Annotated in this window: 15 protein-coding genes and 1 pseudogene; 6 read left to right on the top strand and 10 right to left on the bottom strand. The window is 46.1% G+C overall.

Going from position 1 to position 12,724, the window contains the following annotated elements:
- The first annotated feature begins 77 nt into the window (after positions 1–77).
- Positions 78–1,073, top strand: a complete 996-nt coding sequence (locus MJB10_RS05960; protein ID WP_314802563.1) for an NAD(P)/FAD-dependent oxidoreductase — start codon at positions 78–80, stop codon at positions 1,071–1,073.
- 59 nt (positions 1,074–1,132) lie between these two features.
- Positions 1,133–1,384 carry a hypothetical protein gene (locus tag MJB10_RS05955; protein WP_314802561.1) on the top strand — a complete coding sequence of 84 codons (252 nt, stop codon included), beginning with the start codon at positions 1,133–1,135 and terminating at the stop codon, positions 1,382–1,384.
- Positions 1,385–1,386: 2 nt separating this feature from the next.
- On the opposite strand, the gene sda is transcribed toward MJB10_RS05955, so the two are convergent.
- Positions 1,387–1,572, bottom strand: coding sequence for a sporulation histidine kinase inhibitor Sda (gene sda, locus MJB10_RS05950; RefSeq protein WP_397386577.1), 186 nt, complete (start codon positions 1,570–1,572; stop codon positions 1,387–1,389).
- 312 nt (positions 1,573–1,884) lie between these two features.
- Here sda and MJB10_RS05945 point away from each other — a divergent pair, with 312 nt between their 5' ends.
- Positions 1,885–2,046 (top strand): mechanosensitive ion channel protein MscL, encoded by a 162-nt coding sequence (locus MJB10_RS05945; protein ID WP_314802560.1) that lies wholly within the window; start codon positions 1,885–1,887, stop codon positions 2,044–2,046.
- An 83-nt stretch (positions 2,047–2,129) separates the two neighbouring features.
- Here the strand turns inward: MJB10_RS05945 and MJB10_RS05940 are convergent, their stop codons facing one another.
- Complete coding sequence (locus MJB10_RS05940) at positions 2,130–2,501, bottom strand: HesB/IscA family protein (protein WP_314802559.1); 372 nt, start codon at positions 2,499–2,501, stop codon at positions 2,130–2,132.
- A 110-nt stretch (positions 2,502–2,611) separates the two neighbouring features.
- Positions 2,612–2,794, bottom strand: coding sequence for an aspartyl-phosphate phosphatase Spo0E family protein (locus tag MJB10_RS05935; RefSeq protein WP_314802556.1), 183 nt, complete (start codon positions 2,792–2,794; stop codon positions 2,612–2,614).
- A gap of 344 nt (positions 2,795–3,138) precedes the next feature.
- Here MJB10_RS05935 and mqnE point away from each other — a divergent pair.
- Together mqnE and MJB10_RS05925 are read left to right on the top strand one after the other, a co-directional pair.
- Positions 3,139–4,240 (top strand): annotated as a pseudogene (gene mqnE, locus MJB10_RS05930) (aminofutalosine synthase MqnE).
- Between the two features lie 45 nt (positions 4,241–4,285).
- Positions 4,286–5,350, top strand: coding sequence for an NAD(P)/FAD-dependent oxidoreductase (locus tag MJB10_RS05925; RefSeq protein ID WP_314802554.1), 1,065 nt, complete (start codon positions 4,286–4,288; stop codon positions 5,348–5,350).
- A gap of 19 nt (positions 5,351–5,369) precedes the next feature.
- On the opposite strand, the gene MJB10_RS05920 is transcribed toward MJB10_RS05925, so the two are convergent.
- Entirely contained in the window at positions 5,370–5,624 is a 255-nt protein-coding gene (locus tag MJB10_RS05920) for a YuzB family protein (protein ID WP_314802552.1), read from the bottom strand.
- A gap of 96 nt (positions 5,625–5,720) precedes the next feature.
- Here MJB10_RS05920 and MJB10_RS05915 point away from each other — a divergent pair, with 96 nt between their 5' ends.
- Entirely contained in the window at positions 5,721–5,966 is a 246-nt protein-coding gene (locus MJB10_RS05915; RefSeq protein ID WP_028558591.1) for a NifU family protein, read from the top strand.
- 90 nt (positions 5,967–6,056) lie between these two features.
- Here MJB10_RS05915 and MJB10_RS05910 read toward each other — a convergent pair whose 3' ends face one another.
- From MJB10_RS05910 to MJB10_RS05885, 6 genes are all read right to left on the bottom strand, one after another.
- On the bottom strand, positions 6,057–6,851 hold the full coding sequence (locus MJB10_RS05910) for an SDR family oxidoreductase (RefSeq protein ID WP_314802546.1): 795 nt from the start codon (positions 6,849–6,851) through the stop codon (positions 6,057–6,059).
- A gap of 5 nt (positions 6,852–6,856) precedes the next feature.
- Positions 6,857–7,567: a Cthe_2314 family HEPN domain-containing protein gene (locus MJB10_RS05905; RefSeq protein ID WP_314802545.1), complete on the bottom strand. Its 711-nt coding sequence runs from the start codon at positions 7,565–7,567 to the stop codon at positions 6,857–6,859.
- A gap of 15 nt (positions 7,568–7,582) precedes the next feature.
- Complete coding sequence (locus MJB10_RS05900; protein ID WP_314805496.1) at positions 7,583–9,349, bottom strand: UbiD family decarboxylase; 1,767 nt, start codon at positions 9,347–9,349, stop codon at positions 7,583–7,585.
- Between the two features lie 107 nt (positions 9,350–9,456).
- On the bottom strand, positions 9,457–10,356 hold the full coding sequence (locus MJB10_RS05895; protein WP_314802543.1) for a COX15/CtaA family protein: 900 nt from the start codon (positions 10,354–10,356) through the stop codon (positions 9,457–9,459).
- A 293-nt stretch (positions 10,357–10,649) separates the two neighbouring features.
- Complete coding sequence (locus tag MJB10_RS05890) at positions 10,650–10,994, bottom strand: thioredoxin family protein (RefSeq protein ID WP_314802541.1); 345 nt, start codon at positions 10,992–10,994, stop codon at positions 10,650–10,652.
- Between the two features lie 80 nt (positions 10,995–11,074).
- On the bottom strand, positions 11,075–11,776 hold the full coding sequence (locus tag MJB10_RS05885) for a class I SAM-dependent methyltransferase (protein ID WP_314802539.1): 702 nt from the start codon (positions 11,774–11,776) through the stop codon (positions 11,075–11,077).
- Positions 11,777–12,724: the final 948 nt, after the last annotated feature.

Here is a 12,724-nt window from a genome sequence, read left to right as displayed (position 1 = left end):
TCTCGCCCTATCAGCCAATGTAAGCATTTACTTCTCATATCGAACCTATAATTCGGATCGAAATCGGAGGTTATCCTATGATTGAGAGAGAAACGAATTTGGTTGACCTTATTATTATTGGCGGCGGCCCCGCGGGGATGTTCGCGTCCTTCTACGCAGGAATGCGACAGGCTTCTGTGAAGCTCATTGAGAGCATGCCGCAGCTTGGCGGACAATTAACAGCTCTGTATCCAGAGAAATACATTTATGATGTAGCAGGCTTTCCTAAGGTTACGGCCGAACAGCTTGTCAACAATCTTGCCCAGCAAATGAAACACTTCCCTGTCCACATTTGTTTGGAGGAGAAGGTCACGCAAGTTCTCAAAAAAGAAGAGCGTCTCTTTGAAATCACGACAGATAAAGGTGTTCATTATAGCCGCGCTGTTATTCTGACAGGAGGCGTTGGCGCTTTCGAGCCTCGTCGTCTAGAATTACCAGAAGCCCCTCCGTTCGAGAAGAAAAACCTTCACTACTTCGTAAATGACCTTCAAGCTTTCGCTGGACAAAAAGTGTTGATAAGCGGCGGCGGCGACTCAGCCGTGGATTGGGCGCTGATGCTTGCACCTATTGCAGCCAAAGTAACCCTAATCCATCGCCGAGATAAATTTCGTGCGCACGAGCACAGCGTAGACAATTTGCTGAACTCCAACGTCCACATTGTGACACCTACAGAAATCACAAAACTGCACGGTACTGATCGAATTACACAAGTAACCCTTAGACATATACAAACCGGCGAAGAAAATTTGCATGATGTCGATGCCGTCATCGTCAGCTTTGGCTTTATTTCCTCACTTGGTCCGATTGCCGAATGGGGATTAGAGATCCAAAACGGGTCGATCGTGGTCGACTCTCGCATGGAAACGAACATTCCTGGCATTTTCGCTGCCGGCGATATTACGACCTATCCAGGCAAATTGAAACTGATCGCTGTCGGCTTCGGTGAAGCACCAACCGCTATTAATAATGCGAAGGTGTATCTGGACCCTAACGCGAAACTTTCACCTGGACATAGCTCTAACTTGAAATTGTGATGAGTGCAAACGAAATGGGGTATTCTATTCCTAATCTACGGATTAGGAGGAATACCCCTTTGTCATCTATATGTCCAGTTTGTAATGGTTTACAAGAATTGCAAACCAACTGTCCTGTTTGCTCAATTCGCATGAGTGATCTTGGTAAGCTGAGTGACTTGCTTGGTCCTTATTCACCTTATGGGCTGGAAGATGAAGCGACCATAGCCATGTCAGGCGAGCCAGACAACCATCCTGTTCGTCAGTGCCTTCATGTCGTGGATTGCCCCGAATGCCATACCAGCTATACCCTTGTCATTCCTGCCGAATGAGATTAATTAAGTGGTGTTCCGTCCTTCACGAGCACTGTGAGTTTCAACTTTCTGCGCTGTATTTCGGCGAGCAATAGTTCAAGAAAATCGGATTCTAATCTCAAATCTAGTGCTTTGTAATAAGAGTCGATCAACGTCTCATCGCTAATTTGTCTCACTGAAATCACCCATATTCTATAATTTAACATTATAGTATCACGGGGGTTTTCATAGAACAAGCGTTCCGTTATCCACAGAAAGTTGTGCATATCCTGTGGGTAAATTGTTAATATGTACCATGAAGGCAGGTTTCTAGTGGGGGATAATGTGTATAAACTTATACACAAGCTAACAGTCCATCCGAGTGATAAAAAAAATTGATCGGAATTCATATCATTTTTAACCCAGACTTCACATATCGTTAAGATTTTTCACAAAATTGAAAAGAAATTTTAATCATCATTTAATAAATGTCCGCTACAATGAGATCAGTAAGATAAAACCAAAGGAGATGAGTTCAAATGATCGTCTATGATATTGTTTTAAATGGTGAAGTTAAAGAAACTATCAAACCTCGCAAGTACCGCTTAAAAGAAATCTACGCATATATGCAAGAGCAAACGAAGCTGATGAAGGCCAAGTACGGTGAGAACGTTCGAATCACAAGCCGGATGGTGTACTAGCATGCACACTCCTTGTAGACAGAAAAAAACTTCTGAATGAAGTGTTTCATAACACTGCGTTCAGAAGTTTTTATTATGGTTATTTAAGCCTCAACCTTATCATCACAAGGTTCAGGAGTTCCTTCGTAATCCGCTGGCTTGAAAGACGATCCGCATCCACAGGAAGCTACAGCGTTCGGATTGTTAATGGTAAAGCCGCCGCCCATGCCTTTGTCTTCGAAATCGATTTGAACCCCGTACAAGTACTTGGCACTCTCTTCATCCACAACAACTTTCAGTCCATGAATGATAAACTCTTTATCGTCAGCTTTTTGATCATCGTCAAAGCCCATACCATACGAGAAGCCGCTGCATCCGCCAGCTTTGACCCCAAGGCGCAAGAATAACTTTGTTGATTCTTCCGATGCCAATAGCTCTTTAATCTTATCACTTGCTGATTCACTTATGTTAATCATACTGAAATCCCTCCCAGAAGTTCCCCTTTATACAAAGGAAAACGGCATTGGTATACTTCGTGCTTGCTTCAAGTATACTCCTAATCCCTCTTATGCTCAAGGGCAGCTGCTCACGGTTTGGAACTTCCAAGTGCATAATATTGCAATAGAAGCTGATCGAGATCTTGACTACATTTCTGCACATCAGGATGCAAGAAGCCAAACGAGGTTCCTAAGCTAACCATTTCGCCTCGAAGTTGTTCAATTTTCATATGAAGTCGTTCCTGCGGTTCGGTCAAGAATAATGGTAGCACGATTATTATCACCTTTAGCCCTTACGTAATCACATTGAAATAGTATACAGGAATTTCTTAATATTGGGAATAACCATTGGGCAATTTCATAGAAAAATTAACGGCAACCGCGAAAGAGATTGTCAATTTAATTTCAACGTTCGGAGGTTGCCCCTCCTACCTTAGAGGTTTATAATAAGAGGGTTAGAATAGCTTGTATCGTTATCAAACTAGATGTGAACTCGTACACCGAACTGGTTGACAGGTAATCGAGCAACTTACATCCATTAACGCACCTGTTCACCCAGCTGGCTGCGTCGTTTTTGTATGGCTTTTTAAACTATTTTCATAGGAGGTAAGGAAGCATGAGTATAACAATAACAGACCCGATTAAACGGATGGCTGAAATTGCTGACAAAGTTGAGAATGGCGAACGTCTATCTATGGAAGACGGACTGTTCTTATATGAATCAGACGATCTTTTAACCATAGGTCAATTAGCAAATAAAGTAAACACTCGACTGAAACGGGAACAAAGTTTATTTTGTGCAAAATATGAGCCTTTATTTCACGAACGTGTGTGAGGAGCACTGCTCTTTCTGCCACTTCCGCCGTGACGAGGGCCAAGAAGGTGCTTACACACTTACGCCAGATCAAATGCTAGATTATATTGCTGAAAATTTTAACCCTGAAATTCAGGAATTCCACATCAGTCAAGGCCACAATCCTCATTTGCCATTCGAGTATTATGTCGATTGTATTCGCCGACTGAAGCAAGCTTACCCACAAGTGACCATTAAGGCGCATACGGCTGCGGAAATCGAGTTCTTCTCACGCATTAGCGGGCTAAGCTACCGTGATGTACTCAAAACGTTAATGGATGCAGGTCTGTCTACCCTTCCAGGCGGCGGCGCGGAGATTCTCACGGAACGTTACCGTGCCAAAATGAAGGTTGAGAAAGCGTCCTCTGAAGAGTGGCTGGACGTTCATCGTCAAGCGCATTTGCTCGGAATGAAAACACATGCAACAATGCTCTACGGCTCCATCGAAACGAAAGAAGAGCGTATTCGTCATATGATGCTGCTTCGCGAGCTTCAAGATGAAACTGGCGGATTCTTGGTGTTCATCCCGAATTCCGTGCAGCCAGCAAGCAAAAATGCGGGACTTAAACGCCGCGTTCCTGCATGGGACGAGCTCAAAACAATTGCGATCTCCCGTTTGATGTTGGATAACTTCCCACATATCAAAGCTTATTTTATCAACATTGGAACCAAGCTGACGCAACTTTCATTTACATTCGGAGCATCCGATGCGCATGGAACGATTGTGAAAGAGAAAATCTCACACGCCGCTGGCGCACTATCGCCTGAAGGCTTAACACGTGATGAACTCGTATGGCTAATCCAAGGTGCAGGCCGCGTCGCGGTTGAGCGAGACACCTTTTATAATGAAATCAAAGTATATTAGAGATACTAGAGAATAGATCATTGTTCAGAAGGGATTTTGGTTGGTATGAAAAAGTTTGTCATTCTCGGAGGCGGCTATGGCGGTTTGACCATAGCTTTAAATTTGCTCGAAAAGGATTTACCTGCTGATACGGAACTCATCATGATTGATCGCAGTCCGTTTCAAGGCCTCAAAACGGAATATTACGCCCTTGCATCAGGCACGATTGCAGAAACGCACATTCGCGTGGCTTATCCTGACGATTCACGTCTAAAGCTTGTTTACGGTGAAGTGGCAAGTGTGGATCTCGACGCAAAACAAATCCATTTCCATGACAAAGAACCTTTCTCTTATGACTGGTTGGTCATCGGACTTGGTTGTGTGGACAGCTACCATGGCATCCCAGGCGCCAAAGAATATTCGTCCAGCATTCAAACGCTAGCCCAAACCCGTGCAACTTACCAACGCATTAACGATATCGCGCCTTACGGGCAAATTTCGATCATTGGCGGAGGTCTCAGCGGTGTTGAAATGGCCTCAGAGCTTCGAGAAAGCCGCGCCGACTTGAATATCCGCTTAATCGATCGCGGTCCTAGTTTACTGTCTGCTTTTCCAAGCAATCTGCAACAGTATGTACGTGAATGGATGATGGAGCATCATATTGAATTGCGTACACAAGTAACGTTAGTGCGTCTAGACGGCGGCGATTTGTACAACCAAGAAGAAATTATCCGCACTGATGCAACGATTTGGACCGCGGGCATTCAGCCAAATCCGATTGTTGAAGCACTGAACGTACCGAAGGATCGTCAAGGACGTATCCTGCTTAATGACTATCATCAAATTCCGGAATATGAAGATGTGTTCGTCGTTGGGGATTGTGCATCCTTGCCATTCTCACCAAGCGCCCAAGCCGCTCAAGCGCAAGGCAAGCAAATTGCCGAAGCGATTCAAGCGATTTGGAAAGGCGATACACCGCGGCTCGGCGCCATAAAGTTAAGGGGAACGCTAGGTTCACTTGGCAAAAAGGCAGGATTCGGCATCATGGGGAAACGTACGTTAATGACGGGGAAAATTGCTCGCATGCTAAAAAGCGGCGTACTTTGGAAGTCGAAGCGTCATTTCGGTTAAGTCGTCGTTGGCTAAAGCGTTATTCACTTAGCACATCGTACATGGCTTCTATTTCTTTAATTCTCTCTAGAATACGTACTAACAGGCTCTCCGCGCTTTCTGCAGCAATGATTTCTCCGTTGACTAACGCGTAGGGCTCCATATAACATTGCCCGCAATTGCCGAGACAGCCGTATTCCATGACATCGAAATCAGGATTTTGTTCTAGTTCCTTCATGACTTTATCCGTTCCGGTATGCATGTTACTTGCACAAAATTCAATAATTGGTCTCATAATAAATTTCCACCCCAAGCTCATCGTATCAAGTTGAAAACCATTTTCATTTGATGCATATTATATTATAATAGTTCTAGAAAGGAGATGAATCAAATGACAGAAAAAACCAAAGAAGCAATTTATGATGAAGTTCTTGAGGTTTTAGATAAGCTTCGTCCTTTCCTACAACGCGATGGCGGTGACGTCGATCTAGTTGACGTGGAAGACGGTATCGTGAAACTGAAGCTTATGGGTGCATGCGGCAGCTGCCCAAGTTCAACGATTACGTTGAAAGCGGGTATCGAACGCGCATTGGTTGAAGAAGTAGAGGGTATTACAGAAGTCGTACAGGTATTCTAATACGGCATTCTTCCACTTATCATGCACAGCATTGACATGCTGCTATTTTAAGAAGAGCTTACCGCGAGGTAAGCTCTTTTTGTCGTACGATTAAGTAGGCTTTCGTTGCTTAAGAACGGGCAGCGGCTGAATCGGATCCAACGCGCCAGAAATATCCATAATGTTGCCTGTAATAAAATCGGAATCTGGCGAGCAGAGAAAGTCGATCACGCGCGCAACATCCTCCCCTGTGCCTGGCCGGCCGACAGGCGTTTCTCCATCCGCCTCCATGCGGGCATCTTCCATCGTGCGTTCCTTATTTTTCCCGCGAATATCCCCTGGGCAAATCATATTGACGGTAATCCCATGCGCAGCTTCTTCTTCTGCCAAGGTTTTGGTGAACGAAACTAAGCCGACCTTCGCTGCCGCATACGCCGCGCGATGTGTCCATCCTCTCGCCTCCGCCGCCTTGCCGAAGCCGAAATGAATGATACGTCCCCAACGGCGCTCTCGCATCATGGGCAGCACGAGATGATCCAGCTCCATAACACCAAGCAGGTTACCGCGGACCAAATAATCAATCTCATCCATCGAATAGTCAGCAAAGAATCGGCGTTCACGCACGAAAGGTCCCGCATTGTTCACCAAAATATCAATGGGCCCCAACTTGGAAGCGGTAGTTTCAACCATGCGAATGATGTCCTCGCGTTTGGCGACATCCCCTTGAACCGCGATGCTGCGAACACCAAGCTGTTCCAATTGCCCCACAAGTTCAGTAGCTTCCTTTTCACTTGTTACGTAATTCACAGCGACTTGGCAGCCTCTCTGAGCTAGGGTCCGTGCAGTCATTTTGCCTAAACCCTTCGCACTGCCTGTAACAAGAACTGTTCGACCTTGTAATGGCATGGTCCCTACCCCTTTGTCACATATGCCGTAATATAAGTAAATGCTATTGTTAAGGTTCGGCAAACCATATCAAATCCCTGCTGGAGATCCGATAAATTCGATTGCACATTCTCAATATGAATGCGCTCACCGAGCATTGGATCTTTGTGCATGAGATCATCCAACATCTCGGCATTGATATAGTGAATTTCGACATTTCGCAAATTACGAAGGCGTTCCAGCGGCTCTTTGTAGTCCATTTTGAGCGTGTACAGTTGAAGCTCTAACGGCCCATGAATATGATGCTCATGCATATGCCGAAGAACGGTGAAATACGAGAAGCGAGATTTCACGGTCTCGGTCTTCAGACCAAATAAATCATTCATAAATGTGCCTAGCTTATCTAAAATGGAGAACAATCGGATGAACGCATTTTTGTAAAAATAGACGAAGCCTTGGTACACCTCGGTCTCTTCAGGGTTCATCTCTTCCAGGTAGGCTTTGCGAATGCGCTCGCCGTAACGCTCACAGCAAAATTTGCTCTGCTCCAGCTCATCGAGCGCATCAATAAATCCTTTGCTCCAAATCGCTTGCCGATGGAACTTCGTATAGTCAGAAGAAGCGAGGTGAATCCGCTCGGATTCCACGTTTTTCATGTACGTTCTTACAGCGTTCCCAGCTTCGAGCAGCAGCCCGCTATCAATTCGCTTAGGTTCATTAAATAACCCACGCAGCATGACATCACCTCCGCTTTATTTGGCGAAATATTCTTTCCATCTGCGATCAACCTGCTCCACGATATCTTCCCGCGGGAATAGCTCGTCCGGATAACCTGGCTTCATACGCGCATCGATCACGATCGGAACTTCGTAGGCGATATGATGGCGATTCACGCTGGATTGTGCATACATATCGCTAGCAGGATTGAAACGTGTGAACACCGTCCACAAGAATTTCGTTTGATCGTAGGCAATACCGCTGGCATCGTCTACTAAAATGACTAGCGGCCATTGCGTTAAGCGGTGAGCAGCATTCGCAAGCAGGCGCTGCGGCAATTCTGGCTCCAGCTCATAGGATGCGCCAGATACGAGCAGACAGCCGCCGCAATAGACGGCGATATCGGTAATTTCAGGCAGCTCGCCTTCGGTATAGGCTCTAGGCAGCTCGCGGACTGGATCTCCTGTACCAAGCAGTACGGCTTTGGAGCCATGGTTTAATTGGCCACCTGTATAATCTAATGTATCGTGCGAAGTTTTGTTGAAAATGAAGAGATCACGCGCTGGATCGAAACGCTCCAGCACCTTCTCCAGCAACTGCGAGAAGTTCGCTAACGTCGTCGGCTGGTCCGTGACGATCAAGAACTTCGTGAGGGATAGCTGACCCTCACCCAGGATCCGGAAGGCCGTGCCGAGCGCCTCACGGCTGTAGCTTTCGCGGACGACGGCGGCTGCGAGCGGGTGGAAACCGGTCTCGGCATACGTCCACAGGTCTTTGACCCCTGGCATGGCCATTGGGAACGCAGGCTCCAGCAATCTTTGCAAGAACTCGCCAAGGAAGTAGTCCTCTTGGCGCGGTTTGCCGACGATCGTCGCCGGATAGATCGCGTCTTTGCGGTGCCACACATGATTCACGTTGAAAACGGGAAAATCATGGGTGAGCGAGTAATACCCGAAGTGGTCGCCGAACGGCCCTTCGGGGCGTCTCAGATGCGGCGGCACCGAGCCGCATATCGCGAACTCCGCCTCGGCTACGAGGCGGTGCCCCCCATGGGGATTCTCCACCATGGGCAGCTTCTGCCCGAGGATGAGCGAAGCGAGCATCAGCTCGGGCAAGTGCTCTGGCACCGGCGCAATCGCCGAGGCGATGAGCGCAGGAGGGCCGCCCAGAAACACGGTGACGGGCAGCGCCTGGTTGCGCTTCTCGGCTTCATGATAATGGAAGCCGCCGCCTTTGTGGATTTGCCAGTGCATCCCGGTGGTGAAGTCATCATACACTTGCATGCGATACATGCCCAGGTTATGATGACCGCCGTCGGGATGCTCGGTGTACACGAGCGGCAGCGTGACGAACGGGCCGCCGTCTTCTTGCCAGCTCGTCAGGACAGGCAGTCCTGCGAGCGGGTTGTCCTTCTTCAAGCCGCCGAGAATCGGCGCTTGATTCGGTTGAATTTTCTTCGTCCCGACCTTTAGCAGGTCGAATATGAGATCTCTCTCGCCCCATAACGCTTTAGGCGTCGGCGGCATCAACGTGCTGGTTGCGTTGATAACCGCTTTCATGAATTGCTCTGGCTTCGGACCGAACGCCAGATCGACGCGTCTCGTTGTGCCGAACAGGTTCGTCACAACCGGGAAAGCACTTCCTTTTACATTCGTGAACAGTAAAGCAGGCCCTTGCTCGTCGATCACACGACGATGAATTTCGGCAAGCTCCAAGTTCGGATCCACGGGAGCGGATACCTCAATCAATTCATTTTCGCGGCGTAAAATTTCTAGAAATGCTCGTAAATTCGTTGGTACCAACGGGACTTCCACCTTTACCAATAAAATAAATGCCATTCTACTCACTTATGTAAAAGCAAATGGCCTTCTCTCAGAAGGCCCCTGTTGCCTCGCTCCGCGTGGGTATGCTAAGCTCTGCGATCATATAAGGTTAATACACATAAATAACATAGAAATCCAAACATGCAAGCTACAATAATGGCATGAATCATACCCGTAAATAAGTACGCCACTTCGTTCCCCATGGACCAAGTTACAACGGCACCGCTGAGCACTTGCAGAGAAACGAGAATCAGCGCCCATTTGCTCCCAAACCATAGCTTATCCGAGCTCTCATAGTGACGACGTGCTTGGAGATACAGGAATAATATACAAACAAACAAGAGCAAAGCCGCGATACGATGGGTGAAGACAATGCCTGTTGCACCGCTTAATTCAGGAATGACTTCGCCATTGCATAATGGCCAACCCGAGCAACCACCGGAAGAAACGGTATGTCGCACGAATGCGCCTAAGTACACAACCACATAGCTGTAAATGGCGGTGAACCATACAATGATTTTGAAGTTACGGTGAATGGAGGTCGTTCTTGAGAATTGTCCCCAAGGTGTGAACACCAAGGCAAGTAATAAAGAAAAAGCAAACGCGAGTAAGGATAATCCGAAATGAAGTGCCAAAACAAGTGAAGATTGTGGCCAAACGACGGCCAATGCGCCCATAACGGCTTGAATCAGTGTCATCAGCACAGTTGCTGAAATGAAAAATTTCGCATCGCTCCGTTTAACATAACGGAAGACTAATAAAAATGTCGCTACGAGAATCATCGTAACTACGCCTACAACGAGACGATGGCTATACTCGATAAAGGATGAGATGGTGTACGCTGGCACGAATTTGCCGTTACATAACGGCCAATCATCTCCGCATCCGCGCCCTGCATCCGCCTTCGTAACTAAAGCACCCATAGCAAGAATGAGAAACATGCCGATGGCAGACAAATTGGCTAATCGTTGAATCCATTTTTGCACGAGACTGCACCTACTTTTATGTCATATCTTCTGAGAATCCTGTCGAAACCAGTTGTTCCGCTTTCAATTATAGCGGTAATAAGAAGTCATTTCCATTCGCAATTGTTACAAAGCTCCGAATCCGATATGTCATTCCAATGAACATTCGCCGCGTCATCGAAGCTCCGTGGTTCAAACGATTAGAAATAACAGTATAGTGTGTGCAAATCGTGGAAATTTATGCTGTTCTGGATCAACGCAAAAACACCGCCAATGGCCCTTCATGCGGCCTGTGACGGTGCTTGTTTTTTCGGTTATGGTGCTAATGCGTTCGCTACTTCGAGCGCCCGATCTAGGAATTGCTCAATTTCTTCGCGCGTCTTGCGCAGCTTGCTGACGAATCGAACGAGTTCCTGACCGCCACGGAAGGCAATAAAGCTCGGAATCCCCAAGATGTTCAATTGCTCGCACAGATCTGGAAATTCATCGCGATCCAACTCAATGAAGGTCAGTCGACCTTCGTAGGCTTGCTCCACCGCTGGCATGAAGGGATCAATATAATGGCAATCTTTGCACCATGTTGTTTTGAATATGGCAATCGTCACACCAGACTGGGCAATTTGTTCCTGATATTGCTGTTCATTTGAGATTTTACGCATAATGGAATGACACCTCATGACCTAATTGGAATTTACTCTCTTATAGCATGCGTGAAAATGGGTGTCAAGTAAATAACCGTTCAGCTCCGAATGGCTAGCCATCCATCAAACATTAAATCTGCAAAAAAGTGATGCTGGTTAGAGAACCCGGTTAACGTCATTAACTCTTTCATTCGCTCTTTGGTAGAGAAGTGCATCTCATTAAGCGCACCACTCATTATACTTTCTGACTCTTGATTACTCATGGAACTTAAGAGAGTTAGCTTTCTTCTTAATGCTTGAAAATATATTTGAAACTCCTCGCTTTGCGGATCGCCATGAGCCCCTACTAATAGGAGGGGAGCGCCTTGCTTTAAGCGGCTTGCAATGTTAGCCAAAAGTGACTCCTTAGCTCCATCGTCAGGGACAAATGGCATTACAAGAATACAGGTAGCCCCATCGTAAAGATGTGTCTCTTCAAGTTCCTCTAGACCACCAACATACAATGAAGTCCTGTTTTCGATATCAGATCCAGCAATTTTACGTTTAGCATAACGCATCATCTGATCGCTGAGATCAACACCGGTAAAGTTCCATTTCGGGTTACTTCCGCCAAAGGTTAGCAGTTCCTTGCCACCCCCCGCTCCCACAATCAGTACATGAGCTTTTTCATCAAGCAGATTTTGAAGCAATGCGGTCATTGCTACATACAGGTTATCATATGAGGGTAGAATTTTACGGATCGTGACCTCATACCTATTGCCATACTCAGCATCAAAGTCAAAAAAAGAAGCTTTGCTCATTCAAGTAACCTCCAAAACAACGTTTTACTTGTATCCATATGTTAGGATGAGCCCAGGCATTCCAAATGGATATTGAGTGATGTCTGCATCGTTCGCAGCAGTTCCAATCAATTTGTTAACATAACTAACGTTCTGCTTTAAGAACGGAAAGAAAGAGAACGAAAACGAGTTGGCGACGACGAAGGCAGCAGAGATGATTCAGGCAAATAGATTTTGTTAGTGAAATTCCAGTATTACTCGACTTTCAAGAAAGTTATCACATATAATAAGTTATTGTAAGCCAGCTTGGGATGGCTGCCGCGCCAGATATTTTTGAGCAATTCGGGAAACTAAGAGTTAAATTGATTTGTTCCAGTAACTTTTTATACTTTCCACTACACTCGTGGTAATGATAGAGGAGCGTTCTTAATACAGGGTAATCGAGTGATTAATTCGCAGAAACATTTTGCCTATTCGCCCCATCGCCCAGGGCAGCAGCATAAGCGCAAACCCGCTATAAATCAGCTGTTAGCTTCGTCAACAGAGTAGCATTATTCGCTTCTTATGAACATTTTTTCAAGCGGATGGCCCATCTGCTTGTTTACTGTACGTATTTTCCATGCTTGAATAAAAAACAAACGGCATAGGACTTTTTCCCATGCCGTTTGTTTTTTATTCAAGGTCTTGTCTCTTAAGGTATCATAATGACATTGCCATTCGAGGGGGCTTTATTATGCTAACAGAATTACTACCCATTTCCCTAGAAAATAGACACCTGCAATGGCACCTGCGTAAGGAGAATAAATTCCCAGTGATACTTAGGAAATTTATCGCGGATTGATAACCTCAATTCATTTACAATCCATTCAGAAGATCCCTCAGAAAAAAATGCATAATTGTTATGAGATTAATCCCCTTGCCTGACTAGAAGTTGCAACAGACGATGCTTCATTTTCTATCTTGCTTAAT

This window comes from Paenibacillus sp. MBLB1832, assembly GCF_032271945.1.
In the GTDB taxonomy this organism is placed as follows: Bacteria; Bacillota; Bacilli; order Paenibacillales; family NBRC-103111; genus Paenibacillus_E; species Paenibacillus_E roseopurpureus.
The sequence above is the reverse complement of the archived record's forward strand: the minus strand, read 5'-3'. Positions and strand labels throughout refer to the sequence as shown.

Excerpts from the sequence above, each read along its gene's own strand:
- MJB10_RS05915 (WP_028558591.1), top strand. The coding sequence starts at position 5,721 with ATGACAGAAAAAACCAAAGAAGCAATTTATGATGAAGTTCTTGAGGTT.
- sda (WP_397386577.1), bottom strand. The coding sequence starts at position 1,572 with ATGTTAAATTATAGAATATGGGTGATTTCAGTGAGACAAATTAGCGAT.
- MJB10_RS05885 (WP_314802539.1), bottom strand. The coding sequence starts at position 11,776 with ATGAGCAAAGCTTCTTTTTTTGACTTTGATGCTGAGTATGGCAATAGG.
- MJB10_RS05905 (WP_314802545.1), bottom strand. The coding sequence starts at position 7,567 with ATGCTGCGTGGGTTATTTAATGAACCTAAGCGAATTGATAGCGGGCTG.
- MJB10_RS05960 (WP_314802563.1), top strand. The coding sequence starts at position 78 with ATGATTGAGAGAGAAACGAATTTGGTTGACCTTATTATTATTGGCGGC.
- MJB10_RS05945 (WP_314802560.1), top strand. The coding sequence starts at position 1,885 with ATGATCGTCTATGATATTGTTTTAAATGGTGAAGTTAAAGAAACTATC.
- MJB10_RS05890 (WP_314802541.1), bottom strand. The coding sequence starts at position 10,994 with ATGCGTAAAATCTCAAATGAACAGCAATATCAGGAACAAATTGCCCAG.
- MJB10_RS05940 (WP_314802559.1), bottom strand. The coding sequence starts at position 2,501 with ATGATTAACATAAGTGAATCAGCAAGTGATAAGATTAAAGAGCTATTG.
- MJB10_RS05925 (WP_314802554.1), top strand. The coding sequence starts at position 4,286 with ATGAAAAAGTTTGTCATTCTCGGAGGCGGCTATGGCGGTTTGACCATA.
- MJB10_RS05910 (WP_314802546.1), bottom strand. The coding sequence starts at position 6,851 with ATGCCATTACAAGGTCGAACAGTTCTTGTTACAGGCAGTGCGAAGGGT.
- MJB10_RS05920 (WP_314802552.1), bottom strand. The coding sequence starts at position 5,624 with ATGAGACCAATTATTGAATTTTGTGCAAGTAACATGCATACCGGAACG.